Genomic DNA, 26,615 nt, shown 5'->3' with positions numbered 1-26,615 from the left:
TCCGGATCCAGATTGTTCTGCAGCATCCGCAACGCGGCCTCCTGCTGCCAGCCCAGAGCGCTCAGCTCCGTACCGCGCGGGGCCCGAACGGGGCGGGGTCCTGACATGGCGATGCCTCCTCGCGACAGCGACGACCACTACGGGTGTGGGATCTTCTATTCACATCCTGTATGTCTGAATAGTTTTAGTCAACAGCTGCGGCGCGACCCGCCGGATGATTGGCTGAACACCATGACTGCGGACGTGAGTGCGGACGTGATCGCCGACCGTCGTGACCTGGCCGTGCGAGCGGCCGTGGAACAGGGGCTCGTCTCCGAGGCCGAGCCCGTGACCGCCCTGATCGACGTGGCGGGAGTCCGTGCCTCGGCCGCCGCCCTGCGGGAGGCGTTCGCCGCCGTCACCGACGCGCCCGTGCTGCACGCCTTCGCCGTGAAGGCCGCACCGCTGGTGCCGGTCCTCGCCCTCCTGCACGCCGAGGGCATCGGCGCGGAGGTCGCGAGCCCCGGCGAACTGGCCCTCGCCCGGGCCGCCGGCCTGCCCGCAGGTCTGACCGTGCTCGACTCCCCCGCCAAGACCTCCGCCGAGCTGCGCGAGGCCCTCGCCCTGGGGATCGCGGTCAACGCGGACAACTTCCAGGAACTGTGGCGTATCGACGCGCTGATGGCCTCGGCGCCGAGCGCCTCGCCTCTGGGCCTGCGCGTCAATCCCCAGGTCGGCGGCGGCTCGATCGGCGCGCTGTCGACGGCCACGGCCACGTCCAAGTTCGGCTTCGCGCTCGCCGACGCGGGCGCCAGGGACGCGGTCGTGCGCGCCTACGCGGAACGCCCCTGGCTGACCCGTCTGCACACCCACTCCGGTTCCCAGGGAATGCCGCTCGCGCGCATGGCACAGGGCGTCCTCGCGGTCCACGAGCTCGCCGAGGAGATCAACGCGACGGTGGGACGGCGCCAGGTCGACACGATCGACATCGGCGGCGGCCTCCCGGTCAACTTCGCCTCCGACGAGCACACGCCGTCCTTCGCCGCGTACACGCGGCAGCTGAAGGAGCGCGTGCCGGGCCTGTTCGACGGGCGCTACGGGCTGGTCACCGAGTTCGGCCGCTCCCTCGTCGCCAAGCACGGCCTGGTCCTCGCCCGTGTCGAGTACGCGAAGTCGGCAGGCGGCCGTCCCATCGCCGTCACCCACGCCGGCGTCCAGGTCGCCACGCGCACCGTCTACGACCCGGTGTCCTGGCCGCTGCGGATCGCCGCGTACGACGCCAAGGGCCTGCCCAAGCCGGGGCCGGACGTGGCGCAGGACATCGCGGGACCCGCCTGCTTCGCCGGTGACCTGCTCGCCGAGAAACGGGCCCTGCCGCTGCTGGAGCAGGGCGACGTGATCGCGGCGCTCGACACCGGCGCGTACTACTTCTCCAGCCACTACGGCTACAACAGCCTTCCCAGGACCGCCGTGCACGGCTTCACCGCCGGCCCCGAGGGAGTCCGCTTCCGCCTGGTACGAGCCGCGCAGACCCTCGACGAGATCGTCGCGGAGTCGGGCGGCGCCGACCCGGGCGCGCTGCTGTAGCCCAGGCGGCGCAACACGCGGCGTCCCGGCGGCCCTGGAGGCATCACACCGGTCCCACAGGGCAGAACCCCTCCGTCGGGAACGGTCGGGTCCACGGGAAAGGTGTCTCATGAGCGCATCCGCGCCGGCGTCCACCGGAACACCGGACGGGTCCCCTTCGCTCAAGCGGGCGATCGGGCCGAAGCTGCTGATCCTCTTCGTGATCGGAGACATCCTCGGGACCGGCATCTACGCCACCACCGGCAAGGTGGCGGGCAAGGTCGGGGGCGCGCTGTGGCTGCCGTTCGCCATCGGCTTCGTGGTCGCGATCCTGACGGCCGCCTCGTACGTCGAACTGGTCGGGAAGTACCCGCGGGCCGCCGGTGCCGCCCTGTACACGCAGAAGGCGTTCAAGGTCCCTTTCCTGACCTTCATCGTCGCCTTCATGGTGATGTGCTCGGGGCTGTCGTCCGCGAGCGCCGCGGCCCGCGCCTTCAGCGGGGACTACTTCCAGGAGTTCACCGACGCCATCCCGCCCACCGTCATCGCGATCGCCTTCATCCTGGCTCTCGCCTCGCTCGCCCTGCGCGGTGTGTCGGAGTCCGTGAAGACCAATGTGGTGCTGACGCTCGTCGAGCTCACCGGGCTGCTCGTGATCCTCACGATCGGCGCCTGGGCGGTGGTCACCGGTGACGGGGAGCCGTCCCGGCTGGGCGAGTTCGAGGCGTCGGGCACGGGCTACGCGCTGATCACCGGCGTGCTGGGCGCCACCGCGCTCGGGTTCTTCGCCTTCGTGGGGTTCGAGGACTCGGTCAACATGGCGGAGGAGACCCGTGATCCGGTGCGCACCTTCCCCCGCGCGATCTTCACCGGGGTCGCGGTCACCGGGACGATCTACGTGCTCGTCGCGCTGGTGTCGTCGCTGCTGGTGGACTACCGCACCCTGGAGAAGTCCAGCGGCCCGCTGCTGGAGGTCGTCAAAGCGGGCGGGGTCGACTTCCCGCCGAGGCTCTTCGCGCTGATCGCGCTGTTCGCGGTCACCAACTCGGCGCTGATCAACATCATGATGGCCTCCCGGCTCTGCTACGGCCTGGCCAACGAGAAGGTCCTCCCGCGCGGCATGGGCAAAGTGCTGCGGCGGCGCCGCACCCCGGTCACCGGCATCGTGTTCGTGACGCTGATCGCCATCGGGCTCGTGTCCACGGGCGAGATCGAGGGGCTCGGCGACACGACCGCGTTCCTGCTGCTGTGCGTGTTCGCGGTCGTCAACGTGGCGGTGCTGGTGCTGCGCGGGGACCGCGTGGAGCACGCGCACTTCCGTACGCCCACGGTCCTGCCGGTCCTCGGCGCGATCACCGCGGTGATCCTCGCCAGCCCGCTCGCCGACCGCGCGGCGGACGTCTACATCAGGGCGGGAGTGCTGATCGCCATCGGCATCCTGCTGTGGGGCGTGAACAAGCTGGTGCTCAGGCTCCGGCCGGAGGACTGAGCCGCCCCCGTCGTCAGGTGCGGCGCCGCGCCCCGCCCGGGGCGGCGTCGCCCGCGGCGATCCCGGTGGTGCGAAAGCCCTTGACCCGCTCGCCGACCGGACCCTGCGCCATCCAGTCCGTACGCAGCCACAGCAGGGTCTCCTCCGCGCGCTCCCGCCGGCCGATCCACAGCGCCTTGGCCCACAGCCCCGCCCCCGCGCCGGCGAGCAGCGCGCCGCCGACGACCGGCACGGCGAAGGAGGTGCCGACCGCGGCCAGGAAGGCGAGCAGCAGCCGCGTGCGATGGGCGCGCCGCCGCAGACGCAGCGTCACGCGCCGGTCCTGGAGCACGTCGTGGCGTCCCGCGCGCGTGGCGCAGTCCGCAAGGTGGGTGTAGCGGCGGCGGCGTGCGAGCGCGACGACGGCGAAGGCCACGAGGAAGACGGCGGCGCCGGCGAGGGCCCCGATGCGACGGCCGGTGAGCCCGGGGACCAGGGTGCCGATCCCCGCGGCGAGAACGCCGAGCCACCACAGGGGCGCCGCCCCCGCCCGTACCGTCACCGCCACCCGCGCCAACGACTGCGCCCCGCGCCCCACTGCCCGTTCCCTTCCGCCGAGTTCCGTTGCCGCGGGAGGGTAGCGGCCGTTTCTGAGCGGTTCCTGAGAAACGCGGAGGGGTTTCCGCCTAGTCCACGAACAGGCCGCGCTCCGCCGCCTGCACGTCGAAGTCCTCGAGCCGCGCCTGGGCGTCCGGGAGGTCGTCGCACATGGCCTCCAGCAGCACACGGCCGAGCAGCATCGGGGCGCACGCCGTGTCGAAGGCGAGGCCCGTGCCCACGGCGGCGGGGATCAGCACATCGCTGTGGGCCGCGACCGGCGCGAACGCCGAGTCCGCGACGGTCACGACCTTCAGTCCGGCCGCGCGCGCGTACTCCAGCGCCGCCACGACCTCCTTGGGGTGGCGCGGCAGCGCGAAGCACAGCAGAGCGCTCGCCCCGGCCCGCCGCGCGGAGTCGATGCGGTCGGCGAGCATCGAGCCGCCCTCGTCGAGGAGGCGGACGTCGGGGTGGACCTTGGCGGCGAAGTACGCGAAGCCGCGGGCCTGCGAGGACGCGGCGCGCAGCCCGAGCACCGGCAGCGGACGGGAGGCGGCGAGCAGCCGCCCGGCGCGCTCCACGAGGGACGGGTCGGCGAGCATCTCGGCCAGCTGCCGCAGATTCTCGATCTCGGCCTGGACCGCCTGCTGGTACTCGTTGTTCGTGTCCTCGTGCGCGACGGCCTCGGGCGGCGCGACCTCGCGCAGGTGCCTGCGCAGCGCCGGGTAGCCGTCGAAGCCGAGGGCGACGGCGAAGCGGGTGACCGACGGCTGGCTGACGCCCGCGAGCTCGGCGAGCTCCACGCTGGACAGGAACGGCACGTCTCCGGCCCGGCGGACCATGCTGTGCGCGATGCGCCGCTGGGTCGGGGTGAGGCGGTGCCCCTCGAAGAGCGTCTGCAGCCGCGCCGCAGGGCTGTCGTTCATGCCATCCCCCTTGTCCGGCCCGGTCTATTCAGCCACCGACCACTCTGCATGACCATATGCAGCTGCCAGGCGGAGGGGCAAGGGCGGCTCCGACGGGTGAATCCGAGTGGTCGCTCCGGTGCATTGCGTCAAGACTCCGTAACAGGACGTACGGCCGACTGCGCGCCGTCGCCGAGGTCCCGGTGCCGACGAACGGCGGCTCGCCGGCACGGCCGCGGACCGGCAGGGACCTCCTGCGCGAGGCGGTCACCGGCGCAGGTCCCGGCCGTGTCGCAAACAGAAAGGCAGCACCATGGACGCAGCCGAGGCACTCGGGGAACAGGCCGAGGAGACCGCCCGGGAGACGGCGGACGACTCCACGTGGGAGACCCCGGGGCACATGGTCGTCGAGACCGCGCCGCACGTCACCGGCTGCTCCGGCGACCGCGTCTGACGGGCGCGGTGCCGCTGCACGTGCTCGGCGGCACTCGCCCGCTCGCCGCCCGGTGCCCGAACCCCCACCTCAACAACAGCGACCCCTTCGTCGACCCGGCGGCACCGCCGCACGAGCGGCTCGCCGGCCCGGGCGTCGAGGAGGCCTACGACGGGATGGTGATCGAGTGGTGACCACGCTGCTCGCCCCGGTCGGCGACGCCCCCTGGAGCACCGCGGAGTTCGAGTCACGGCTCCGCGCGGTGCCCGAGGAGCGGTACCACGACCGACACGCCTTCAACATCCGCATGCACAGCGGCGCGCTCAGCCGGGCCGAGCTGCGGTGCTGGATCGCCAACCGCTTCCACTACCAGCGCCACATCCCCGTCAAGGACGCCCTGATCACCGCCAAGCTCCCGACCCCCGCACTGCGCCGCATGTGGCTGCGCCGCATCCAGGAACACGACGGCCTGGACGAGGGCGAGGGCGGCATCGAGCGGTGGCTGCGACTGGGTCAGGCGGCCGGCCTCGACCGCGAGTCGCTGCTGCGCGGGGACGCCGTGCTGCCGGGCGTACGGCTCGCCGTCGACGGCTACGTGAACTTCTGCCGCCTGCGCCCGCCCCTCGAAGCCGTCGCCGCCTCGCTGACGGCACTGGCCGCCCCGGATCTGATGCGCACCTGCGTCGACGCCTTCGAACGCCACTACCCGTGGATCGAACCGGACGGCCTCGCCTGCTTCCGCTCCCGGATCTCCGAGGGCGGGCGGGACAGCTCCGAGGCGCTCAGGCTGGTCCTGTCCTGGGCGTGCACGCGCGACGACCAGGAACGTGCCGTGGCGGCGCTCCGCTTCAAGTGCGACGTCCTGTGGGCGCTCCTCGACGCGGTGGCCCACGCGCACTGCCCGGAGGGGTCGTGAAGGCGTCGCACGCGGCCGGCTGGCAGCCTGCGCTGGCCCCGGTCATCGTGCGCCGCCACGACCGGGACCGGGGCGCGGACCTGCTGGTCCTCCCCGAACGCGTCGTCGTCCTCACCGGCAGAGCCGCTCTCGTCGTCGGGCTGTGCGACGGGACCCGGACCGTGCCGGCGATCGTCGACGAGCTGGCCGGACGCTTTCCGGGCGCTCCGGTCGCCACGGACGTGCCGCCGTTCCTGGACCGTCTGCGACAGGAGGGCTGGCTGCAATGACGTCCGCCGCATCGGCCGGCGCGCCGGGGCCCTTGCGAGCTGACCATGTGCCACGGACGGACAGACGGACGGGTGCGGACATCTCGACGCCGTCGACGCACACGCCGCCCGTACGGAGCCGGGTGCGGTCCCGGACCACGGTCTCGTCCGGTGCCGGCCGAGGAGGGCGCGGGCGGTACGCCGCCGTGCCGTACCTGTCACGCGGTCAGGGCGCGCCGCGGCCCTGGCCGTTACGGCGGAGGCCCCCCGGCGGACGGGCGGTTGAAGGATGTCGCGGGGACCGCCGCACCCCCGGCGAGCCGGGGGGCGGGACGACGGCGGTCCCCGCGAAGGACACGGACCGGGTCAGGGCCGGTCTCCGCGTCCGGGGCGTCCAGGGGTCCGGGAGCCGCTCCGGAAGTCCTTGACGCCGTTGGCTGCCGGCCGGGTTACCTGCCCGGTCCCCCTGCCGACATCCACCAATGTGCCGGACGCGTGTTAAGCGGGTGCTGCGCGAACGTGTCGCGCTCGTACCGTTTACGCGAAAGGACTCCGCCCGCCGGTCACTTGGCGTCGTTCGCGAGGAACGCCAGCAGGTCCTGACGGCTCACCACACCCGTCGGCTTGCCCTCGACCAGCACGATCGCCGCGTCCGCGACGTCGCCGAGCACCGTCATCAGGTCGGCCACCGGCTCGCCGGAGCCCACCTGGGGCAGCGGGGCGGACATGTGCTTCTCCAGCGGGTCGTGCAGCGAGGCGCGCTGGGTGAACAGGGCGTCGAGCAGCTCGCGCTCGACCACCGAGCCGATGACCTCGGCGGCCATCACGTCCGGGTGGCCGGCACCGGGCTTGACGATCGGCATCTGCGAGACGCCGTACTCGCGCAGCACCTCGATGGCCTGACCGACGGTCTCCTCCGGGTGCATGTGCACCAGGCTGGGCATGGCGCCCGCCTCCTTGTGGCGCAGCACGTCCGCCACGGTGGCGGAGCCCGTCTCCTCCAGGAAGCCGTAGTCGGCCATCCACTCGTCGTTGAAGATCTTGGAGAGGTAGCCGCGCCCGCTGTCGGGCAGCAGGACGACCACGATGTCGTCCGGGCCGAGCCGCTCGGCGACGCGCAGGGCGGCGACGACCGCCATGCCGCAGGACCCGCCGACGAGCAGGCCCTCCTCCTTGGCGAGGCGGCGGGTCATCTGGAAGGAGTCCTTGTCGGACACGGCGACGATCTCGTCGGTGACGGTCCGGTCGTAGGCGCTCGGCCAGAAGTCCTCGCCGACGCCCTCGACGAGGTAGGGCCGTCCGGAGCCCCCGGAGTACACCGAGCCCTCGGGGTCGGCGCCGATGATCTTCACACGGCCGTCGCTCACCTCCTTGAGGTAGCGGCCGGTGCCGGAGATGGTGCCGCCGGTGCCGACGCCCGCGACGAAGTGGGTGATCCTCCCGTCCGTCTGCTCCCACAGCTCCGGACCGGTGGTCTCGTAGTGCGAGCGCGGGTTGTTGGGGTTGGAGTACTGGTCCGGCTTCCAGGCGCCGGGGGTCTCACGCACAAGGCGGTCGGAGACGTTGTAGTACGAGTCCGGGTGCTCGGGGTCCACCGCGGTGGGGCACACGACGACCTCGGCACCGTACGCGCGCAGCACGTTGATCTTGTCCGTGGACACCTTGTCCGGGCAGACGAAGATGCACTTGTAGCCCTTCTGCTGGGCCACGATCGCGAGTCCGACGCCGGTGTTCCCGCTGGTCGGCTCGACGATGGTGCCGCCGGGCTTCAGCTCGCCGCTCTGCTCGGCCGCCTCGATCATCCGCAGGGCGATGCGGTCCTTCACCGACCCGCCGGGGTTGAAGTACTCGACCTTGGCGAGGACGGTCGCCGAAATGCCTGCGGTCACGTTGTTCAGCTTCACCAGCGGGGTGTCGCCGACGAGGCTGATCATCGAGTTGTGGATACGCACAGTGTTCTCCGGGGTCTCCGTAATGGTGCGGCCAGCGTATGCCGGATGGCCTCTGGATTGGGCGACACCGGCTACGGGGCAGTTAGCTCTAGTACGGCAAGACGGCGGCCTGCGAGGGCCGCGAGGAGGTGGCTGTGTCGAGGGCGAGGGTGGCCAGGCGCATCGCGGCAGGTGCGGCGTACGGCGGAGGCGGTATCGGCCTGATCGGTGCGGCGGCGGTGGGCGTGCTGCTGGCGGAGGTCCAGCTGGCGAAGCGCTCGGTCGGCGGGGGCACGGCACCCGTCCCCCCACGGGGCAACGGCCTGTACGGGATGGCGTTCGGCCGGGACGACCCGCTGTACCTCGCCGTCCTCGGCGACTCCACGGCGGCGGGCCAGGGCGTGCGCAGGGCCGGCCAGACACCGGGGGCGCTGCTGGCCTCGGGGCTCGCGGCGGTGGCGGAACGTCCGGTCGAGGTCCGCAACATCGCGCTGCCGGGCGCCCAGTCGGACGACCTGGAGCGGCAGGTGACCCAGCTGCTCGCGGACCGCACGCGGACCCCGGACGTGTGCGTGATCATGATCGGTGCGAACGACGTCACGCACCGGATGCCCCCGACGCAGTCGGTGCGCTACCTGGCGTCGGCGGTGCGCCGGCTGCGGACGGCGGGGGCGGAGGTGGTCGTCGGCACATGCCCGGACCTGGGCACGATCGAGCCGGTGTACCAGCCGCTGCGCTGGCTGGCCCGCCGGGTGTCACGGCAGCTGGCGGCCGCGCAGACCATCGTGGTGGTGGAGCAGGGCGGGCGCACGGTCTCGCTGGGCGACCTGCTCGGCCCCGAGTTCGCGGCGAACCCGCGCGAGATGTTCGGCGCGGACAACTACCACCCCTCGGCCGAGGGGTACGCCACGGCGGCGATGGCGATGCTGCCGACCCTGTGCGCGGCGCTCGGCCTGTGGCCGGAGAGCGACGCGCTGGACGTGGACCGCGACGAGGACATGCTGCCGGTGGCTCGTGCGGCGGCGACCGCCGCCGCGGAGGCGGGCACCGAGGTCACGGGCGCACGGGCGCCCTGGGCACTGCTCAAGCACCGCAGGCGCCGTCGCCTCCCGGCGGCGGAGGTGCCCCCGACCCCGGAGAGGGAGCCCGCGGAGGCCCGGGTGGAGACGGACTGACGGCCGTACACTTTCACTGAACAAGCGCTTAGAAAAGAGGCCCGCATCACACGGCCCGTACGGTGACCCGGCTGGTACGTACGGGTAACTTCCCAGTCAGTCAGCCTGCCCGTCCTTCCTTTCCCTCATGGAGCCGTGATGCCCGAAGCCGTGATCGTCTCTGCCGCCCGTTCGCCCATCGGCCGGGCCTTCAAGGGCTCCCTGAAGGAGCTGCGGCCCGACGACCTCACCGCCACGATCATCGAGGCCGCGCTCGCCAAGGTGCCCGAGCTCGACCCCCGCGACATCGACGACCTGATGCTCGGCTGCGGTCTGCCCGGCGGCGAGCAGGGCAACAACCTGGGCCGCATCGTCGCCGTGCAGATGGGCATGGACCACCTGCCCGGCTGTACCGTCACCCGCTACTGCTCCTCGTCGCTGCAGACCTCGCGCATGGCTCTGCACGCCATCAAGGCGGGCGAGGGCGACGTCTTCATCTCCGCGGGCGTCGAGATGGTGTCCCGCTTCGTGAAGGGCAACTCCGACAGCCTGCCGGACACGCACAACCCGTTCTTCGCCGAGGCCGAGGCCCGCACGGCGGCCGTCGCCGAGTCCGAGGGCTCCACGTGGCACGACCCGCGCGAGGACGGCCTCGTCCCGGACGCGTACATCGCCATGGGGCAGACCGCCGAGAACCTGGCCCGCTGGAAGGGCGTGACGCGCCAGGACATGGACGCGTTCGGCGTGCGCTCGCAGAACCTCGCCGAGGAATCCATCAAGAACGGCTTCTGGGAGCGGGAGATCACCCCGGTGACGACCCCCGACGGCACGGTCGTCAGCAAGGACGACGGCCCGCGCGCCGGTGTCACGCTGGAGGGCGTCCAGGGCCTCAAGCCCGTCTTCCGACCCGACGGTCTCGTCACGGCGGGCAACTGCTGCCCGCTCAACGACGGCGCCGCCGCGCTCGTCATCATGAGCGACACCAAGGCCCGCGAGCTCGGCCTGACCCCGCTGGCCCGCATCGTCTCCACCGGCGTCTCGGGCCTCTCGCCCGAGATCATGGGTCTCGGCCCGGTCGAGGCGTCGAAGCAGGCGCTGAAGCGCGCCGGCCTGACCACGTCCGACATCGACCTGGTCGAGATCAACGAGGCGTTCGCGGCGCAGGTCATCCCGTCCTACCGCGACCTCGGCTTCGACCTGGACAAGGTCAACGTCAACGGCGGCGCGATCGCGGTCGGCCACCCCTTCGGCATGACCGGCGCGCGCATCACCGGCACGCTGATCAACAGCCTCCAGTTCCACGACAAGCAGTTCGGCCTGGAGACGATGTGCGTGGGCGGCGGCCAGGGCATGGCGATGGTCATCGAGCGGCTGAGCTGAGCCGGAGCGGAGGGTAGGGGTCGCCGCGAGGAACGAGCGGCGGCACCTGCCCGCAGCGGTGGCGAAGCTCAGCGCGACCAGACGAACCGAGCGGCTGAGCCGAGGCCGATCTGACGAGGTCCGTGGGTCTACGCGCTGTGGATCTCAGTTCGTGACGCAATCTCCCCCAGGATGTGACCTATCTCCTGGGGGAGACCCTTTTCCCAGGTCAACGCCTTTTCCCGGCTAAACACAGGAGACAAAGTCCTGTCCAATTCGTGACGTAATGCACTGACAGGAGGCGCGAGCACATCGCAAGCTGAGGTAGGAAGTCGGGGGTATCGAGTGAAACCGGGAGTACGTCAGTGAGCGCCATGTCTCTTGCCCTGCTGCTGACCACGGCCGCCGCCACGGCCGTGGGCGCCGCTGCCCTGCACGCCGCCCACGGACTCCGCAAGCAGGTCACCGCCCTGCGCGCCGAGCTCGCGTCGTCGTACGGGCCCGGCCTCACCGCCTCCGTACCCGCGGCGCGCAGCAGCGACACCGCCGAGATACGCGCGGCCGTCGCCGAGGCGCTGGCGGAGGAGCGGGAGCGCGAGCTGGCCGAGGCGCGCGCCTTCTGGGCGGCGCAGGAGGCCAGGGACGCCGCGGACGCCTCCGCCCGCTACGCCGGCGACGGCTCCGCGCCGCTGTTCGGCGGCCTTCCCGACGCCGGGGACGAGATTCCGCCGTTCTACGTGCCCCGCCAGGCGGACTTCGTGGGTCTGGAGGCCATGGACCTGGACGCCGTGGAGGCGCTCGACGACATGGCGGACCTGCCGGAGATGACGGAGTTCGCCGAGGACTCCCCCGAGCTGGCCGCCGCCCGCCGCCGCCACCCCTCGCACCCCGACTTCGTCCCGGTCCAGACGCCGGTGGTCACCGACCACGAGCGCACGGTCGCACGGCTCGAGGAGCTTGCCGAGACCGGTACCGAGCTGGCCGACGTCCGGCCGGGCCCGCTCGGGACGCTCGACGTCTACGTCTTCGCCGACGGGACGACGCTGTGCATGACTCCCGGCCACCGCGAGACCGCCGAACGCCTCTCCGAGGCGCTGCGCGCGGGCCACGCGCCCGTGCTGCTCGGTGGTTCCAGCGTCTCGGGCGCGTACGCCCTGACCTTCACCTGCGGCGAGGAGAGCGTCTACATCCTCGCGGACCGCGTGATCGCCTCCCACTGAGGCCCCCGGGCCCCACTGCCCGCCGAGCGCCCCCTAGAGCCCCGACCGCGCCGCGGCCTCCTGTACGAGGACGACGGCGGCGTCAACCTGTTCCGGACCTTCCGGGGTGTCCCGCAGGACCTCGGCCAAGTCACGGACCGCCACCACCAGCTGGTCCGCCACCGCGAACACGCCCTCGTCGGGCATGAGCATCGGCTCGCCCGACGGGTCCTCCAGACGCTGCGCCCGCACCGACAATTCCCTGGCCAGGGCCAGCCCCTCGGCCGCCGCGCCACGCTGGAGACGGCTCTGCGGGGCCGCCCGCAACCGGTCCGCGAATCGCTCACCGACAGTGATCAGCTCACTCGTATCAAGCACGCCGCGACCCTACGCGCCCTCGCGGGACTGTTGCCAATACGCGAACGCTCAGGCACGGTGGCGTGAAGAGCACACGCGCAATGCGTCCGGAGGCGCCGATGTCCCAAGTCTTCTCCGAAGAGACCCATCGAAATCTGCTCTCCCGAATCCCCGAATGCACCGGTCGTGAGATCTCCGACTGGCTGCGCACCGTCGAAGAAGGTCCGTCGCTCTTCCGCTTCGAGGAGAAGGTCAGCTGGCTCCGCGGCGAACACAACCTCTCGTACGGCCAGGCCAAAGCGATCATCCATGAGTACGATCTGAGGCGCGCCGCGCGCAAGCTGCTGTAGCGGCTTGGCGGAATCGCGCACGAGCAACGGAAAGGGCCCGCCCGGCAGGTGCCGGGCGGGCCCTTCGTGCGTGTGCCGCACGGGTGAGGACGGACCTGGATCAGTCGTCGCCCTGCAGGATCGACAGCAGACGCAGCATCTCCAGGTAGATCCACACCAGGGTCAGGGTGAGGCCGAAGGCCGCCAGCCAGGACTCCTCGCGCGGAGCGCCGTACGCGATGCCGTCCTCGACCTGCTTGAAGTCCAGGGCGAGGAAGCAGGCGCCGAGGATGACGCCGATGACACCGAACAGGATGCCGAGGCCGCCGGTACGGAAGCCGAGGCCGTCACCGCCGCCGAAGACGGAGAACAGCAGGTTCACCAGCATCAGCAGGACGAAGCCCATCGCCGCCGCCATCACGAAGCCGTAGAAACGGCGCGTGACACGGATCCAGCGCATCTTGTAGGCGATCAGCACGCCGGCGAAGACCGCCATCGTGCCGAGCACGGCCTGGGCGACGACGCCGTCCGCGATGTACGTGGAGACCGCACTGGAGATCACACCGAGGAAAACGCCCTCGAACGCCGCGTACAGCAGGATCAGCGCGGGCGACGCCTTGCGCTTGAAGGCCTGGACGAGCGCCAGCACCATCGCGACCAGAGCCGCGCCGACGGCGATGCCGTACGACGTGCCGAGGTTGGCAGGGTCGACCGGCAGCAGCACCCAGGACAGTATCGCGGTGAGCACGACCGTGCCGAGGGTCATGGCGGTGCGCGTGACGACGTCGTCGATCGTCATCACGCCCGTGCGGGCGGGAGCCTGCGGCGGAGCGCCGAACTGCGTGCCTGCCGGAGCGTAGGGGTTGGTGGCGTACGGGTTGCCCGCGCCCTGTGCGTAGGGGTTCGTTCCAGCGGCGGGGCCCCCGGCCTGCGTCTGCTGCGCGTTGAAGCCCGCGTAGCCGTTGTCGCGGCTGAACCCCCGTCGCGAGAAGACCGGGTTGCTGCTCCTCATCTCACTCCTCCTTGGCCACCGTGCGCGGCCTAGAAGTCAAGAGTAATGCGGAAGCAAAGAGAACACCCTAGTGCTCTGGGAGGATCTTTCCGAGATCGTGACGTACCGAAGGGCCGCCGGGCCGGTGGCCGGGCGGCTGCGGGGCGCGTGCCGGAGGCCGCAGGTGTGCCCGGAGCCGGACTCGAACCGGCACGCCCCGAGGGGCAGCGAGGTTTAAGCTCGCCGTGTCTGCATTCCACCATCCGGGCGTGTACGCGGCTCCGCGTTGGCACCCGAGCCTATCGGTGGAGATCGAACCGACATCGGCCCCGATGGCCCGATGTTGTCTTATTTTATTGGCACCTGAGGGTGCGTCAGGGCTGGTACATGGGTGTTCGTACCCGCATCACGGGGGTCCTGCCCGTCCGCGCACGGCATCCGGAATGACGGAAAACTGCCGGGCGCGTATGTCAGGTCGGCACCGGTGCGCGTCCCCGGAAGGGCTCAGGGGCGCTGTCATACCCAAGGATGACGAGCGCGTCGCCCGGTCCGACCGGAGAGGGCCCCGGGAACGGGCATCGGGAGTGACGATCCACGGCCGGTCGGGCGACACGATGAGGTGGTCCCCTCAGCACCAGGCCGACAGGAGCCCTTCTCGTGACCACCACGCCCATCGCTCACCGCGCCACCGCCGTGGCCGCCCGCGCCACGGACCTGTCCAAGGTGTACGGACAGGGCGAGACCCAGGTGGTCGCGCTCGACCGGGTGAGCGTCGACTTCCGCCAGGCGGAGTTCACCGCGATCATGGGGCCCTCGGGCTCCGGCAAGTCGACGCTGATGCACTGCGTCGCCGGCCTCGACACCTTCAGCTCCGGCTCCGTGCGCATCGGGGACACCGAACTCGGCTCCCTCAAGGACAAGCAGCTGACCCAGCTGCGCCGCGACAAGATCGGCTTCATCTTCCAGGCGTTCAACCTGCTGCCGACGCTGACCGCGCAGGAGAACATCACGCTCCCCATGGACATCGCGGGCCGCAGGCCCGACAAGGAGTGGGTGCAGCGCGTCATCGAGATGGTCGGTCTGCGGGACCGGCTCGGCCACCGTCCGGCCCAGCTGTCCGGCGGCCAGCAGCAGCGCGTGGCCGTGGCCCGCGCCCTGGCCTCCCGGCCCGAGATCATCTTCGGTGACGAGCCGACCGGAAACCTGGACTCCCGCTCGGGCGCCGAGGTGCTGGGCTTCCTGCGGAACTCGGTGCGCGAGCTCGGCCAGACGGTCGTCATGGTGACGCACGACCCGGTGGCCGCCTCCTACGCCGACCGCGTGATCTTCCTGGCGGACGGGCGGATCGTCGACGAGATGCCGAGCCCGAGCGCCGACGGGGTGCTCGACCGGATGAAGGCCTTCGACGCCAAGGGCCGCACGAGCTGACGCTCCCCCGCCCGGCGGGCCGTACGACCGGCCCCGTGCCCGGGGTGCGCGGCGACGCGTCGCGCGCCTGAGGGCCCCCTGCTCGCCTGTTGTCATCGCCCGGCCCGCGGCCGAGCCCGCCGGGCTCGTTCGTCGCGCGCCGGCCCGTTCCCAGGACACACCATGTTCCGTACCGCCCTGCGCAATGTGCTCGCGCACAAGGCCAGGCTGCTGATGACCGTGCTCGCCGTGATGCTCGGCGTGGCCTTCGTCTCCGGCACGCTGGTCTTCACCGACACCCTCGGCAACGCCTACCGCAAGCAGTCCGCCAAGAGCTACGACGACGTCGCGGTCGCCGTGACGACCTACGCAGATCCGGACGACAGCCGGAAGACCCCCGGCATCGACGACAAGACCCTGGAGAGGATCCGGGCCCTCGAGGGCGTGGCCGGGGCCACCGGACGGGTCTCCGGCTTCGCGGGGGTCGCCGACCGGGACGGCAGGCTCATCGGCAACGGCTGGTCCAACACCGGAGCCAACTTCGCCCCCGGCGAGAACGGCAAGGACCCGGCGTACGACTTCACCGACGGCACCGGCCCGAAGGCGGCCGGCGAGATCGCCCTCGACAGGGACTCCGCACGGAAGGGCGAGTACAAGGTCGGCGACACCGTGCGCGTCGCCACCAACGGCCCGGTGAAGGAGTACACCCTGGCGGGTGTGTTCACGACCGAGGACGGCGCGGTGAACGCGGGCGGCAGCCTGGTCCTGTTCGACACCGCCGTCGCGCAGAAGCTCTACCTCCTGCCCGGCTCCTACAAGGACGTCACCGTCACCGCCGCGGCGGGCGCGTCCGACGCCGAGATCCTCGACGCGGTCGTGCCCCTGCTGCCCGAGGACGCCACGGCCCAGACCGGCAGGCAGCTCGCCGACGACCAGGCCCGGCAGATCGAGAGCGGCCTGTCGAACCTCAACACGATGCTGCTCGCCTTCGCGGCCATCGCCCTGTTCGTCGGCGTCTTCCTGATCGCCAACACGTTCACCATGCTCGTCGCCCAGCGCACCAAGGAGCTGGCGCTGCTGCGCGCCGTCGGCGCCTCGCGGCGCCAGGTCAAGCGCTCGGTGATCCTCGAGGCCATGCTCGTCGGAGCGGTCGCCTCGGTGGTCGGCTTCGCCCTGGGCCTCGGCCTGGCGACCGGGCTGCGGTCCGCGATGAGCGCCTTCGGCGCGAAGGTGCCGGCCGGTCCGCTGGTGGTGTCCCCGACCGCGGTCGCCGCGGCGTTCGGCGTCGGCGTGCTGATCACGGTGCTGGCGGCATGGCTGCCCGCCCGCCGCGCCGCGAAGATCGCGCCGGTCGCGGCGATGAGCAGCGTGCACGCGGTCGCGACGACCAAGTCGCTCGTCCTGCGGAACAGCATCGGCGGCGCCATCACCCTGCTCGGCGCGGCCGGCATCGTCGGCGGCGCGGCGGTCGGCAAGGACGGCCGGATGCTCATCGCCGCCGGCGCCTTCCTCGCCCTGGTCGGCGTCATCGTCCTCATCCCGCTGCTGTCGCGGCCGGTCATCGCCCTGGCCCGCCCGCTGCTGCACAAGGTGTTCGGCGTGTCCGGCAAGCTGGCCGGCCAGAACGCGGTCCGCAACCCGCGCCGCACCGGCGCCACCGCATCCGCCCTGGCGATCGGCCTGACCCTGGTCACCGGCCTGTCGGTGCTCGGCGCGACGACGGGCCGGGCCGTCGACAGGATGACGACGGACAACATCCGGGCCGACTACATGGTCTCGATGGCCGGCGGCGGCGCCCTGGACCAGTCGGCGCTGGAGGCGATCCGGAAGGCGAAGGGCGTCAGCGCGGTCTCGCCGCAGCAGGCGACGTCGCTGGAGATCAAGGGCACGTGGCACTCGGCGTCGGCGGTCACCCCCGGTGCCGTGGAGAAGGTCTTCGACCTGAAGACGGTGTCCGGATCGCTCGCGACACTCGCCAAGGGCGAGATCGCGGTCGCCGAGGACACGGCGAAGTCCCACGGCTACAAGGTCGGTGACACGCTGCCGGCGGACTTCGGCGACGCGGACGAGCCGGAGAAGAAGGACGTGCGGATCGGCGCCGTCTACCAGGGCAACGAGTTCCTCTCGCCGGTGCTGGTGTCGACCGACCTCGTGGCCCCGTACGAGACCAAGCCGTTCATCCCCGAGATCTGGGTGGCGATGGACGGCGGTGCGAGCGAGGCGAACGAGCAGGCGCTGGTGGACGCGCTCGGCGACAACCCGGCGATGAGCGTCATGGACCAGCAGGACATCCGGAACATGTTCGGCGGCTTCATCAACACGGCGCTGAACATCATGTACGGCCTGCTCGCGATGGCCCTGATCATCGCGGTGCTCGGTGTGATCAACACGCTGGCGATGTCGGTGTTCGAGCGCCAGCAGGAGATCGGCATGCTGCGCGCGATCGGTCTCGACCGGGGGAAGGTGAAGCGGATGATCCGTCTGGAGGCCGTGGTGATCTCGGTGTTCGGCGCCGTGGTCGGCGTGGGTCTGGGCGCGTTCCTGGCGTGGGCGATCGGCGAGACGATCCGCTCGCAGATCCCGGGCTACGCGCTGATCGTGCCGTGGGACCGGATCGGGATCTTCCTGCTGCTGGCCGGTGTGGTGGGTGTGCTGGCGGCGATGTGGCCGGCGCGGAGCGCGGCGCGGCTGAACATGCTGATGGCGATCAAGACGGAGTAGGCCGGGGGCGGGGCGGGTCGGCCTGGGGCCGCCGCGCGGGCTTTCCCCTACCCGCCCCGTCCCGAACCGGGCTCAGCCCGGACCCGGTGCCGCGCTGTGCGCGGTGTCCTCGACCTCTCCCTACGGCCTGGCGGCCGTGCGCGGTGCCCCCCGGAGGGGGTGATTCGCTCCGCGAAATCCAGCCCCGCCGGCGTTCGAGGCGCGGGGCCGGGGGCGGAGCCCACGGTTCGGGCGGGGGTACCTCCCACGCCGCCTGGCGGCGTGGGAGGGCGGACGGGGGAACGGCCCCGCCGAGCGGTAGCCGCCCGCTAGACCCGCCAGTCCCGTGTCCGCGCGCGCAGGCCCGACTCGCCCGTCGTCGGCGTCCGGACCGCCAGGATCTGGTTGACTCCGATCCGGTTCCGTTCGAACGACACCGCCGACGCCGCCATGTACAGCCGCCACACCCGCGCCCGGCCCGGGGACGTCAGGCGGGACGCGCGGGGCCAGGACGCCTCCAGGTTGGCGACCCAGGCCCGCAGCGTGCGGGCGTAGTGCTCGCGGATCGCCTCCACGTCGCGGACCTCGAAGCCCGCCTCCTCCAGCGTGGCGACCGTACGGCCGAGCGGGGCCAGTTCGCCGTCGGGGAAGACGTACCGGTCGATGAACTCGTCGACGTGATACGCCGCTTCGTCCGTCTCCGGGCGGCGCGCGATCTGGTGGTTGAGCAGCCGGCCGCCCGGCTTCAGCAGCGCCAGGAGCTGGTCGGCGTACTCGCGGTAGCGGACGCGGCCGACGTGCTCCGCCATGCCGATGGAGGAAATCGCGTCGTAGGGACCGTCCCTGACGTCGCGGTAGTCCTGCACGCGGATCTCGATCCGGTCCGTCAGCCCCTCGTCGGCGATCCTCTTGCGGGCGTACGCGGCCTGTTCGCGGGACAGCGTGATGCCCGTGACCTGCGCGCCGTACTCGCGTGCCGCGTGGATCGCCATCGAGCCCCAGCCGCAGCCGACGTCGAGCAGGCGGTCGCCCGTCGCCAGCCCCAGCTTGCGGCAGACCAGGTCGAGCTTGTCGCGCTGGGCGTCCTCAAGCGTGCCCTCGCCCTCGTCCCAGTAGGCGCACGAGTAGACCATCGACGGGCCGAGCACCAGCTCGTAGAAGTCGTTGCCGACGTCGTAGTGGTGGCTGATGGCCTCCTTGTCGCGCCGTCTGGTGTGCAGCGGTCCGGTGCGGCGCCGCACCTCCTCGGCGGGGGCGGCCGGCGGGGGAAGCGCGCCGCCGAGCTTCAGCAGCCCGCGGGCGGCGGCCCGCAGCCGGGGGTCACGCAGCGGGTGCACGGCAGGGGCGGCGTCGGTGTCGGGGTCTCGCTCCCACACGATCCCGGACAGCCGGTCGAGCGCCTCGTAGAGGTTCCCGTCGACGTCGATCTCCCCGGCGACCCACGCGCGCGCGAGGCCGAGTTCGCCCGGCCGCCACAACAGCCGCCGCAGCGCCCGCCGGTGGCGTACGACGAGGACCGGCGCGCCCGGGGGACCGGACTCGCTGCCGTCCCAGGCCCTGATGCGCACCGGAAGCGGCGCTCCCAGCACTTCCTCGGCAAGAGTGGTCAGCCGCAGCGCGGCGTCGGCCATGGCGCACACCTCCGTGAGGGTGGTTCCGCGGAACGCTCCACTTGCGTCCAACACGATGCCCACCCTGTGTACTTCCCCGCACTACGCAATGCACAGGCAAAATGCCCGCACGGCACACCGGCGGACGCCCGGAACGCCGAAGGGGCCGCCCGCACCACGGATGGCGGGCGGCCCCTTCGGGGCGTTGCGGGTGTCGTTACGACGCCTTGGCCTTCTCGGCCTCCGGCTTCGCGACGACCGGGGCCGGCTTGGCGGCCTCGTAGAACTCCTCGCGCGGGCTCTCCATCGCGCCGAGGGAGACGACCTCGCGCTTGAGGAACATCGCGAGCGTCCAGTCGGCGAAGACCCGGATCTTGCGGTTCCAGGTCGGCATGGCCAGACCGTGGTAGCCACGGTGCATGTACCAGGCGAGCCGGCCCTTGAGCTTGATCTTCACCTTGCCCATGACGATCATCGCGACGCCCTTGTGCAGGCCGAGACCGGCGACCGCACCCTTGTTCGCGTGCTCGTACGTCTTCTGCGGGAAGCCGCGCATCCCGGAGATCACGTTGTCGCCGAGGACCTTGGCCTGGCGCAGCGCGTGCTGGGCGTTCGGCGGGCACCAGGCGTTCTCGACGCCGGCCTTGCGGGCGGCCATGTCCGGGACCTGGGCGTTGTCGCCGGCGGCCCAGATGTAGTCGGTGCCGTTGACCTGGAGGGTCTCGTTGCAGTCGACGTGGCCGCGGGGGCCGAGCGGCAGGCCGTAGCGGGCCAGCGCCGGGTTGGGCTTCACGCCGGCCGTCCACACGATCGTGTTGGAGTCGACCTCGAGGCCGTTCTTGAGCACCACGTGGCCGTCGACGCAGGAGTCCATGGAGGTGGAGAGGTAGATCTCGACCCCGCGGGCCTCCAGGTGCTCCTTGCCGTACTTGCCCAGCTTGGGGCCGACCTCGGGAAGGATCTTGTCGGCGGCGTCGACGAGGATGAAGCGCATGTCCTCGCGCTTGACGTTGGTGTAGTACTTGGCCGCGTCGCGGGCCAGGTCCTCCACCTCGCCGATGGTCTCGGCACCGGCGAAGCCGCCGCCCACGAAGACGAAGGTCAGCGCCTTGCGGCGGACCTCCTCGTCGGTCGTCGAGTCGGCCTTGTCGAGCTGCTCGAGGACGTGGTTGCGCAGGCCGATGGCCTCCTCGATGCCCTTCATGCCGATGCCCTGCTCGGCGAGGCCGGGGATCGGGAAGGTGCGGGAGATCGCGCCGAGGGCGATGACCAGGTAGTCGAAGGGCAGCTCGTACGCCTCGCCGACCAGCGGGGAGACGGTGGCGACCTTGCGGTCCTGGTCGATGGTCGTGACCCGGCCGGTGAGAACCTCGGCCTTGGGCAGCACGCGTCGCAGCGGGACGACGACATGCCGAGGCGAGATGCTGCCCGCGGCAGCTTCGGGGAGGAAGGGCTGGTACGTCATGTACGAGCGCGGGTCGACGACCGTGACGGTCGCCTCGCCGTAGCGCATCTTCTTCAGGATGCGACGTGCCGCGTACAGGCCTACGTACCCACCGCCTACAACGAGGATCCTGGGACGCTCCGTGGTGCTCATGCCATCGAGTATCCACCCCCCTCGGAGGGGGTGCTCGTGAGCCCCTTCACAAGCACTGCGGTGTGCTCTGCTACACTGCGCCGCCCACGTGACCGAGGTCATGGCGTGGTACGGGAACCACGGTGTAACGGAGGACGTTGTCCACCCCCCGTGAGCTGGCCCCTAAGCCTTTCTCGGCAGGAGAACCACTCCTCCTTCCCCTCTGAGGGCAACGCATACCGAATGCCTTGGAATCCGCTGCGGAACGCCCAACAGGCGGGTGGAGAGAGGGTTTCGGGGCTCCGGAGCGCCCGTCGGGGCCGAATTCCTTGTGAAGAACTTCACGAACTTTTTCGGCGACGGCTTCCAGGACCCTCCGATCAGTCCGCCCGACCCGGCCCGGCGGCCCGGACACCGTCGGATGCCAGGTCCCGCCGGAGCGGTTCCGCCCTGTTCGGCGCGCGACGGGCCCTGCCCGGTGCCAGGCTGGAAAAGGTGTGCCACGAGCCCTGAGACACCGCCCCGGAGGGAGAGAACCCGCCATGATCACCACCGACTTCGTCCCCGGCTCCCCGTGCTGGATCGACCTGGGCGCCCGCGACGTCCCGGCGGCGGCGGCCTTCTACAACGCCGTCTTCGGCTGGGAGGCCCATCCGTTCGGCCCCGAGCCGAGTGACTACAAGGCACTCCGCCTCGACGGCAAGGTGGTCGGCGCCATCGGGCCGCTCACCGAGGAAGGCGCCCGCTCGGCCTGGATGATCTACTTCCGCACCCCCGACATCGAGGCCACGGTCAAGGCCGTCGAACAGGCGGGCGGCTCCGTCCGCACCCCGCCGTCCCAGACGTCGGAGGAGGGCAGGTTCGCGCAGCTCACCGACCCGCAGGGCGCCCAGTTCGCCGTCCTGCAGCCCGGCAGCTACCCGGGCATCGAGATCGCGGACAGCCCGGGCAGCCTCGGCTGGGTCGAGCTGTACACGAAGGACTCGTCGGCCGCGCTGGACTTCTACGGCACGGTCTTCGGCTGGAGCGGCCAGGACATGGAGCTCCCGGGCGGCGGCGGCACCTACACACTGCTGACCCCGAAGGACCATCCGCCGGAGCGGATGTTCGGCGGCCTCATGACCGTGCCCGGCATGTTCGACTCGGGGGAGGCGAAGCCGTACTGGCACCCCGTCTTCGGCTCGGCGGACTGCGACGCCACGGTCGCCCGCGTGCGGGAGAACGGCGGGTCGGTCTCGATGGGCCCGGAGGACGCGGAGGGCGTCGGCCGGCTGGCGGTGTGCAACGACCCGGCGGGGGCGGAGTTCGTCGTGCTGACCCCCGCCCCGCCGGCCTGAGACACCTCAGAACCAGCCTTCGGCCGCCTTGTAGGCGATGCCGTCGAGGATGTCGTGCTCGCTGACGACGACCTCACGGGCGCCGATGCGCTGCATGATCGTGAGCAGGACGAGCGCCCCGGCCTGGATGACGTCGACCCGGCCGGGGTGCATCACGCCGATCGCCGCGCGCTCGTCGTGCGTCGCGTTCAGCAGCATCGTCGTGACCTCCTCGACCTTCTCGTAGGAGATCCGCGAGTGGTGGATCCTGGCCGAGTCGTACGTGTCGAGGCCGAGCGCGATCCCGGCCACCGTCGTCACGGAACCGGCGAGGCCGACCAGGGTGCGGGCCTCGTCGATCGGGACGGTCTCGGCCGCGAGGTCGAGCGCGGCCTCGATGTCGGCGCGGATCGCCGCGATCTGCTCCGGGGTGGCGGGGCTGCTCGGCGCGTGCCGCTCCGTCATCCGCACGCAGCCGATGTCGACGGACCGGGCGGCAAGAGAGAGGGTGTGGCGCGCAGCGCCTCCGTTGAGGGTGGTGGTGGGCGACGGGCGGGCGTGTTCCTCGCCGACGACGAACTCGGTGGAGCCGCCGCCGATGTCGACGACCAGGTACGGCTTGTCCAGATCGGTGCGCCCGGCGAGGGAGCGGGTGGCGCCGGTGAAGGAGAACTCGGCCTCCTGGTCGCCCGAGATGACCTCCGGCTCGACGCCGAGGATGTCGAGGACACCACGGACGAACTCGTCGCGGTTCTCGGCGTCCCGGGAGGCGGACGTGGCGACGAAGCGTACGGTCTCGGCGCCGAGCTCCTTGATGACGGCGGCGTACTCGCGGCAGGCCGCGAAGGTCCGCTCCAGCGCCGCGGGGGCGAGCCGCCCGGTGCGGTCGACACCCTCCCCCAGCCGGACGATGATCATCCGCCGGTCGAGGTCGACGAGGCTGCCGGACTCCGGGTCGACGTCGGCGACGAGGAGCCGGATGGAGTTGGTGCCGCAGTCGACGGCGGCGACGCGGGTCACTTGTCGTCCTCCTCCGTGACGAGGCCGGTCACACACGGGCCCTTGCGCCACCACTCGGGCAGCATCGCGATCGCCTCGTCCCCCAGCGGGTTCACGCCGGGGCCCGCCGCGAGCGAGTGGCCGACCAGGACGTGCAGGCACTTCACCCGGTCCGGCATGCCGCCCGCGCTGGGGAAGCCCTGGAGCACCTCGATCGCGTCGCGGCGCGCGATGTAGTCCTCGTGCGCGGCGCGGTAGGCGGCGGCCAGCTCGGGGTCGGCGGCCAGGCGTGCCTGCATCTCCTTCATGACGCCGTTGGCCTCCAGCGTGCCGATCGCGGACGCGGCCCGCGGGCAGGTCAGGTAGTACAGCGTCGGGAACGGCGTCCCGTCCGGCAGACGGGGCGCGGTCTCGACGACATCCGGCTGTCCGCAGGGGCAGCGGTGCGCGATGGCGCGCAGTCCGCGCGGCGGCCGGCCGAGCTGCTGCTCGAACGCGGCGATGTCCGCGTCGGTCGGCTCGGTGTGCTCGGTGGTGGGAGGAGGGGTTTCCATGCCTGCCTTGCTGCTGTGGTCGCTACTGGGGGCTACTGGCGGTCGGCGTCGTCCACGCCGTTCCAGACGTTCGAGTACCAGGGCCGGTCCGCCGCACTCTCGTCCTCACGGCGCTCCTCGGCGGTCTCGGGGTCGATCACCGTGTAGCCGGTCTCGCCCGGGAGCACGTAGTGCAGGTGCTCACGTGCCAGGCGCCGGATGTACATGTCGTCCTGGAGGCGCGCCTTCTCGTCGCGGAGCTCCTCGACCCGCTCGCGGGCCTCGGCCATCCGGCGTTCCTGTTCGGCGATCTCGGCGCGCTGCGAGACGTACTGGCGCATGGGGTAGGCGAGGGCGACGACCAGGGAGCAGACGATCAGTGCGAGGAACGCGGCCCGGCCGGTGAGCCGGGAGCGGCGGGCCTGACGGCGGCTCTGCGACCGGTAGACGCGGGCGGCGGTCTGCTCGCCGAGCAGCCGCAGCCTCGTCGCGGTGGAGAACCGGTCCGGCTCCGGCCTGCGTGCCATGCTCTCTCGCCTCCCCTTCACACGCGAACGTCCCCGGACACGGTACGGGACCGGGGCCGGGGACGTACGGAGGCGGGGGTGTCAGCCCGTGATCAGCCCTTGAAGCGCGGGAAGGCGCTGCGGCCGGCGTACACAGCGGCGTCGTCGAGGATCTCCTCGATGCGCAGCAGCTGGTTGTACTTGGCGACGCGCTCGGAGCGGGCCGGGGCGCCGGTCTTGATCTGGCCGCAGTTGGTGGCGACGGCCAGGTCGGCGATGGTGACGTCCTCGGTCTCGCCGGAGCGGTGGGACATCATGCACTTGAAGCCGTTGCGCTGGGCGAGCTCGACGGCGTCCAGGGTCTCGGTCAGCGAACCGATCTGGTTGACCTTGACCAGCAGGGCGTTGGCGGCGCCCTCCTCGATGCCGCGGGCCAGGCGCTCCGGGTTGGTGACGAACAGGTCGTCGCCGACGAGCTGGACCTTGGAGCCGAGCTTGTCGGTGATGGTCTTCCAGCCGGCCCAGTCGTCCTCGAACAGGGGGTCCTCGATGGAGACCAGCGGGTACGCGTCGACGAGCTCCGCGTAGTACTCGGTCATCTCGGCGGCCGAGCGGGCCTTGCCCTCGAACTCGTACGCGCCGTCCTTGTAGAACTCGGACGCGGCGACGTCCAGCGCGAGCGCGATGTCCTTGCCCGGGGCGTAGCCGGCCTCCTTGATGGCCTCGAGGATGAGGTCGAGGGCGGCGCGGTTGGAGTCGAGGTTCGGCGCGAAGCCGCCCTCGTCGCCGAGACCGGTGGACAGGCCCTTGGTCTTCAGCACCTTCTTGAGGGTGTGGTAGACCTCGGTGCCCCAGCGCAGGGCCTCGGAGAAGGACTCCGCACCGATCGGCGCGATCATGAACTCCTGGATGTCCACGTTGGAGTCGGCGTGCGAGCCGCCGTTCAGGATGTTCATCATCGGAACGGGCAGCAGGTGCGCGTTCGGGCCGCCCAGGTAGCGGAAGAGCGGCAGGTCGGACGCCTCGGAGGCGGCGTGCGCGACGGCGAGGGAGACACCGAGGATGGCGTTGGCGCCGAGCGAGGCCTTGTTGTCGGTGGCGTCCAGGTCGAACATCGCCTGGTCGATCAGGCGCTGCTCGGTGGCGTCGTAGCCGACGAGCTCGGGGCCGATCTGCTCGATGACGGCGAGGACGGCCTTCTCGACACCCTTGCCCTGGTAGCGGTTCTGGTCACCGTCGCGGAGCTCAATGGCCTCGAACGCACCGGTGGAGGCGCCGGACGGAACAGCAGCACGACCCGTGCTGCCGTCGTCGAGGCCAACCTCGACCTCGACCGTGGGGTTGCCTCGGGAGTCCAGGATTTCCCGGGCTACGACGACGTCGATGGACGGCACGAGCATCTCCTTCTGGGATGTGACGCGAGAAATGTGCAGAGGTCTGCTTGGCCTTGCGGCAAGAGCCTAACCGTCTCCGGGGCAAAGGCCGGCCGATGCCCGCCCCGTGGGACGAAAAAGGGCATGAACGCTGTGCGTGCCGGACAAAACGCCCGCAAGCTACCCGTAAGTAAGGCTCTTCGGGGCCCTTCACGACCGAACCCCGGCCCGGCGCTTACGGGGGAAGCAGCGCCGGACCGGGGGGCTCGGAACCCGTCCGCGGGCACGCGGACGGCGGGGGGTCAGCTCAGGTGGAGCTGCTGGCCCGGGTAGATGACGTCGGCGTCCTCGATGACGTCCTTGTTGAGCTCGAAGAGCTTCTTCCAGCCGCCCTTGACCTTCTCGGCCTCCGCGATCGAGCCCAGGGTGTCCCCGGCCTTGACCTTGTACTCGCCGTCGCCCTTCTTGAACGTGGCGGCCGCGGCCTTCTTCGGCGCGGGGGCCTCGGCACGCTCGGAGCGGGTGGTCGGGGCCTCGGCACGCTTCTCGGCCGGCTCGGCGGCGGGCTGCGCCGGCTCGGCGGAGCCGCCGTTGTAGGGGGTGCTGGACAGGCCCACGCCGCAGCTCGGCCAGGCGCCCTTGCCCTGACCGGCGAGGACCTTCTCGGCTATCGCGATCTGCTGGGACTTGGAGGCCTGGTCGGCGGACGGGGCGTACGCGGTGCCGCCGTAGGCGGCCCAGGTGGAGGCGGAGAACTGCAGGCCACCGTAGTAGCCGTTGCCGGTGTTGATGGACCAGTTGCCACCGGACTCGCACTGGGCGACGGCGTCCCACTCGGCGGCGGTGGCGGCGGACGCCGAGGTGGCGCCGAGCATCGGGGCAGCGATGGCGGCACCGGCGACGCCGGCGAGCGTTGCGAGGCGAGCCGCCCGGTCGAGGACGGTGGAGCGGCGGTGCTTGGCATGGCCGGAACGCAGCATGGAGCTTCTCCTCACCGACGCCTGCGAGGTGAGCTGTCGGGTTCGGGCCGGAAGAGTTGCCCGGCCGCGCGTCGTTGCGCGCGGCTCCACCCCCAGCCGTTCACGGCCGTCGTCTGCGACGGCCGGGACCGGCACTTACCTTGGGTCCCCCGCTCCTGCCTTCGGCGCACTGAGCGACGACTG

At 71.4% G+C, this 26,615-nt stretch carries 26 protein-coding genes, 1 tRNA gene and 1 riboswitch; of the genes, 13 read left to right on the top strand and 14 right to left on the bottom strand.

Annotated elements, in window-relative coordinates:
• Nucleotides 1–107, bottom strand: a 107-nt coding sequence (locus AB0K02_RS05325) for a hypothetical protein (protein ID WP_365991023.1), incomplete at its 3' end; no start/stop codon positions are given.
• A 124-nt stretch (nucleotides 108–231) separates the two neighbouring features.
• Here AB0K02_RS05325 and AB0K02_RS05320 point away from each other — a divergent pair.
• Nucleotides 232–1,566, top strand: a complete 1,335-nt coding sequence (locus AB0K02_RS05320) for a diaminopimelate decarboxylase (RefSeq protein WP_365991003.1) — start codon at nucleotides 232–234, stop codon at nucleotides 1,564–1,566.
• A gap of 109 nt (nucleotides 1,567–1,675) precedes the next feature.
• Nucleotides 1,676–3,034, top strand: a complete 1,359-nt coding sequence (locus tag AB0K02_RS05315; RefSeq protein ID WP_365991002.1) for an APC family permease — start codon at nucleotides 1,676–1,678, stop codon at nucleotides 3,032–3,034.
• A 13-nt stretch (nucleotides 3,035–3,047) separates the two neighbouring features.
• Here the strand turns inward: AB0K02_RS05315 and AB0K02_RS05310 are convergent, their stop codons facing one another.
• Both AB0K02_RS05310 and AB0K02_RS05305 read right to left on the bottom strand, forming a co-directional pair.
• Nucleotides 3,048–3,611: a hypothetical protein gene (locus AB0K02_RS05310; protein WP_365991001.1), complete on the bottom strand. Its 564-nt coding sequence runs from the start codon at nucleotides 3,609–3,611 to the stop codon at nucleotides 3,048–3,050.
• Nucleotides 3,612–3,699: 88 nt separating this feature from the next.
• Nucleotides 3,700–4,536: a MurR/RpiR family transcriptional regulator gene (locus AB0K02_RS05305; protein ID WP_365991000.1), complete on the bottom strand. Its 837-nt coding sequence runs from the start codon at nucleotides 4,534–4,536 to the stop codon at nucleotides 3,700–3,702.
• A 292-nt stretch (nucleotides 4,537–4,828) separates the two neighbouring features.
• On the opposite strand from AB0K02_RS05305, the gene AB0K02_RS05300 reads away from it, so the two are divergent.
• From AB0K02_RS05300 to pqqD, 4 genes are read left to right on the top strand one after another with little or no spacing between them, the layout of a single operon-like run.
• A complete protein-coding gene (locus AB0K02_RS05300; protein ID WP_365990999.1) occupies nucleotides 4,829–4,969 on the top strand; it encodes a pyrroloquinoline quinone precursor peptide PqqA in 141 nt (46 codons plus the stop codon).
• Between the two features lie 8 nt (nucleotides 4,970–4,977).
• Nucleotides 4,978–5,142, top strand: coding sequence for a hypothetical protein (locus tag AB0K02_RS05295; protein ID WP_365990998.1), 165 nt, complete (start codon nucleotides 4,978–4,980; stop codon nucleotides 5,140–5,142).
• A complete protein-coding gene (gene pqqC, locus AB0K02_RS05290) occupies nucleotides 5,136–5,864 on the top strand; it encodes a pyrroloquinoline-quinone synthase PqqC (protein WP_365990997.1) in 729 nt (242 codons plus the stop codon). Before AB0K02_RS05295 ends, pqqC begins: the two co-directional genes overlap by 7 nt.
• On the top strand, nucleotides 5,861–6,133 hold the full coding sequence (gene pqqD, locus AB0K02_RS05285; protein ID WP_365990996.1) for a pyrroloquinoline quinone biosynthesis peptide chaperone PqqD: 273 nt from the start codon (nucleotides 5,861–5,863) through the stop codon (nucleotides 6,131–6,133). The genes pqqC and pqqD overlap by 4 nt, the downstream gene beginning before the upstream one ends.
• A 542-nt stretch (nucleotides 6,134–6,675) precedes the next feature.
• On the opposite strand, the gene AB0K02_RS05280 is transcribed toward pqqD, so the two are convergent.
• The gene (locus AB0K02_RS05280) at nucleotides 6,676–8,064 is read right to left on the bottom strand and encodes a cystathionine beta-synthase (protein ID WP_365990995.1); all 1,389 of its coding nucleotides are present in this window, start codon (nucleotides 8,062–8,064) and stop codon (nucleotides 6,676–6,678) included.
• Between the two features lie 149 nt (nucleotides 8,065–8,213).
• Here AB0K02_RS05280 and AB0K02_RS05275 point away from each other — a divergent pair, with 149 nt between their 5' ends.
• The 3 genes from AB0K02_RS05275 to AB0K02_RS05265 all read left to right on the top strand — a co-directional run bounded on the left by AB0K02_RS05275 (nucleotide 8,214) and on the right by AB0K02_RS05265 (nucleotide 11,776).
• A complete protein-coding gene (locus tag AB0K02_RS05275) occupies nucleotides 8,214–9,218 on the top strand; it encodes an SGNH/GDSL hydrolase family protein (protein WP_365991022.1) in 1,005 nt (334 codons plus the stop codon).
• A gap of 138 nt (nucleotides 9,219–9,356) precedes the next feature.
• Nucleotides 9,357–10,577 carry an acetyl-CoA C-acetyltransferase gene (locus AB0K02_RS05270; protein ID WP_365990994.1) on the top strand — a complete coding sequence of 407 codons (1,221 nt, stop codon included), beginning with the start codon at nucleotides 9,357–9,359 and terminating at the stop codon, nucleotides 10,575–10,577.
• Between the two features lie 344 nt (nucleotides 10,578–10,921).
• Entirely contained in the window at nucleotides 10,922–11,776 is an 855-nt protein-coding gene (locus tag AB0K02_RS05265; protein WP_365990993.1) for a hypothetical protein, read from the top strand.
• 33 nt (nucleotides 11,777–11,809) lie between these two features.
• Here AB0K02_RS05265 and AB0K02_RS05260 read toward each other — a convergent pair whose 3' ends face one another.
• The gene (locus tag AB0K02_RS05260; protein WP_365990992.1) at nucleotides 11,810–12,133 is read right to left on the bottom strand and encodes a hypothetical protein; all 324 of its coding nucleotides are present in this window, start codon (nucleotides 12,131–12,133) and stop codon (nucleotides 11,810–11,812) included.
• 98 nt (nucleotides 12,134–12,231) lie between these two features.
• On the opposite strand from AB0K02_RS05260, the gene AB0K02_RS05255 reads away from it, so the two are divergent.
• On the top strand, nucleotides 12,232–12,462 hold the full coding sequence (locus AB0K02_RS05255; RefSeq protein ID WP_177152356.1) for a DUF4287 domain-containing protein: 231 nt from the start codon (nucleotides 12,232–12,234) through the stop codon (nucleotides 12,460–12,462).
• 100 nt (nucleotides 12,463–12,562) lie between these two features.
• Here the strand turns inward: AB0K02_RS05255 and AB0K02_RS05250 are convergent, their stop codons facing one another.
• Both AB0K02_RS05250 and AB0K02_RS05245 read right to left on the bottom strand, forming a co-directional pair.
• Entirely contained in the window at nucleotides 12,563–13,453 is an 891-nt protein-coding gene (locus tag AB0K02_RS05250) for a Bax inhibitor-1/YccA family protein (RefSeq protein WP_365990991.1), read from the bottom strand.
• A 166-nt stretch (nucleotides 13,454–13,619) separates the two neighbouring features.
• Nucleotides 13,620–13,701 (bottom strand) — tRNA-Leu (locus tag AB0K02_RS05245).
• Nucleotides 13,702–14,089: 388 nt separating this feature from the next.
• Between AB0K02_RS05245 and AB0K02_RS05240 the strand changes: the two genes are divergently transcribed.
• Together AB0K02_RS05240 and AB0K02_RS05235 are read left to right on the top strand one after the other, a co-directional pair.
• Nucleotides 14,090–14,860, top strand: a complete 771-nt coding sequence (locus AB0K02_RS05240) for an ABC transporter ATP-binding protein (protein WP_365990990.1) — start codon at nucleotides 14,090–14,092, stop codon at nucleotides 14,858–14,860.
• A gap of 162 nt (nucleotides 14,861–15,022) precedes the next feature.
• Nucleotides 15,023–17,560 carry an FtsX-like permease family protein gene (locus AB0K02_RS05235; protein WP_365990989.1) on the top strand — a complete coding sequence of 846 codons (2,538 nt, stop codon included), beginning with the start codon at nucleotides 15,023–15,025 and terminating at the stop codon, nucleotides 17,558–17,560.
• Between the two features lie 308 nt (nucleotides 17,561–17,868).
• On the opposite strand, the gene AB0K02_RS05230 is transcribed toward AB0K02_RS05235, so the two are convergent.
• Nucleotides 17,869–19,170 (bottom strand): cyclopropane-fatty-acyl-phospholipid synthase family protein, encoded by a 1,302-nt coding sequence (locus AB0K02_RS05230; protein WP_365990988.1) that lies wholly within the window; start codon nucleotides 19,168–19,170, stop codon nucleotides 17,869–17,871.
• A 196-nt stretch (nucleotides 19,171–19,366) separates the two neighbouring features.
• Complete coding sequence (locus tag AB0K02_RS05225; protein ID WP_365990987.1) at nucleotides 19,367–20,746, bottom strand: NAD(P)/FAD-dependent oxidoreductase; 1,380 nt, start codon at nucleotides 20,744–20,746, stop codon at nucleotides 19,367–19,369.
• A 521-nt stretch (nucleotides 20,747–21,267) separates the two neighbouring features.
• Here AB0K02_RS05225 and AB0K02_RS05220 point away from each other — a divergent pair.
• Nucleotides 21,268–22,062 carry a VOC family protein gene (locus AB0K02_RS05220; protein ID WP_365990986.1) on the top strand — a complete coding sequence of 265 codons (795 nt, stop codon included), beginning with the start codon at nucleotides 21,268–21,270 and terminating at the stop codon, nucleotides 22,060–22,062.
• Between the two features lie 6 nt (nucleotides 22,063–22,068).
• Here AB0K02_RS05220 and AB0K02_RS05215 read toward each other — a convergent pair whose 3' ends face one another.
• From AB0K02_RS05215 to AB0K02_RS05195, 5 genes are all read right to left on the bottom strand, one after another.
• On the bottom strand, nucleotides 22,069–23,061 hold the full coding sequence (locus AB0K02_RS05215; protein WP_365990985.1) for a Ppx/GppA phosphatase family protein: 993 nt from the start codon (nucleotides 23,059–23,061) through the stop codon (nucleotides 22,069–22,071).
• The gene (locus tag AB0K02_RS05210; protein WP_365990984.1) at nucleotides 23,058–23,594 is read right to left on the bottom strand and encodes a DUF501 domain-containing protein; all 537 of its coding nucleotides are present in this window, start codon (nucleotides 23,592–23,594) and stop codon (nucleotides 23,058–23,060) included. Before AB0K02_RS05210 ends, AB0K02_RS05215 begins: the two co-directional genes overlap by 4 nt.
• 32 nt (nucleotides 23,595–23,626) lie before the next feature.
• Nucleotides 23,627–24,100 carry a septum formation initiator family protein gene (locus AB0K02_RS05205; protein ID WP_365990983.1) on the bottom strand — a complete coding sequence of 158 codons (474 nt, stop codon included), beginning with the start codon at nucleotides 24,098–24,100 and terminating at the stop codon, nucleotides 23,627–23,629.
• Nucleotides 24,101–24,192: 92 nt separating this feature from the next.
• Entirely contained in the window at nucleotides 24,193–25,479 is a 1,287-nt protein-coding gene (gene eno, locus AB0K02_RS05200) for a phosphopyruvate hydratase (protein WP_365990982.1), read from the bottom strand.
• A gap of 275 nt (nucleotides 25,480–25,754) precedes the next feature.
• Nucleotides 25,755–26,432 (bottom strand): transglycosylase family protein, encoded by a 678-nt coding sequence (locus AB0K02_RS05195; RefSeq protein ID WP_365990981.1) that lies wholly within the window; start codon nucleotides 26,430–26,432, stop codon nucleotides 25,755–25,757.
• 3 nt (nucleotides 26,433–26,435) lie between these two features.
• Nucleotides 26,436–26,609, bottom strand: a riboswitch (cyclic di-AMP (ydaO/yuaA leader).
• Nucleotides 26,610–26,615: the final 6 nt, after the last annotated feature.

The sequence above is a fragment of the Streptomyces sp. NPDC049597 genome (assembly GCF_040675505.1).
Taxonomy (GTDB): Bacteria; Actinomycetota; Actinomycetes; order Streptomycetales; family Streptomycetaceae; genus Streptomyces.
Note: the sequence above shows the minus strand (reverse complement) of the source record. Positions and strands in the feature narration are given on the sequence as shown.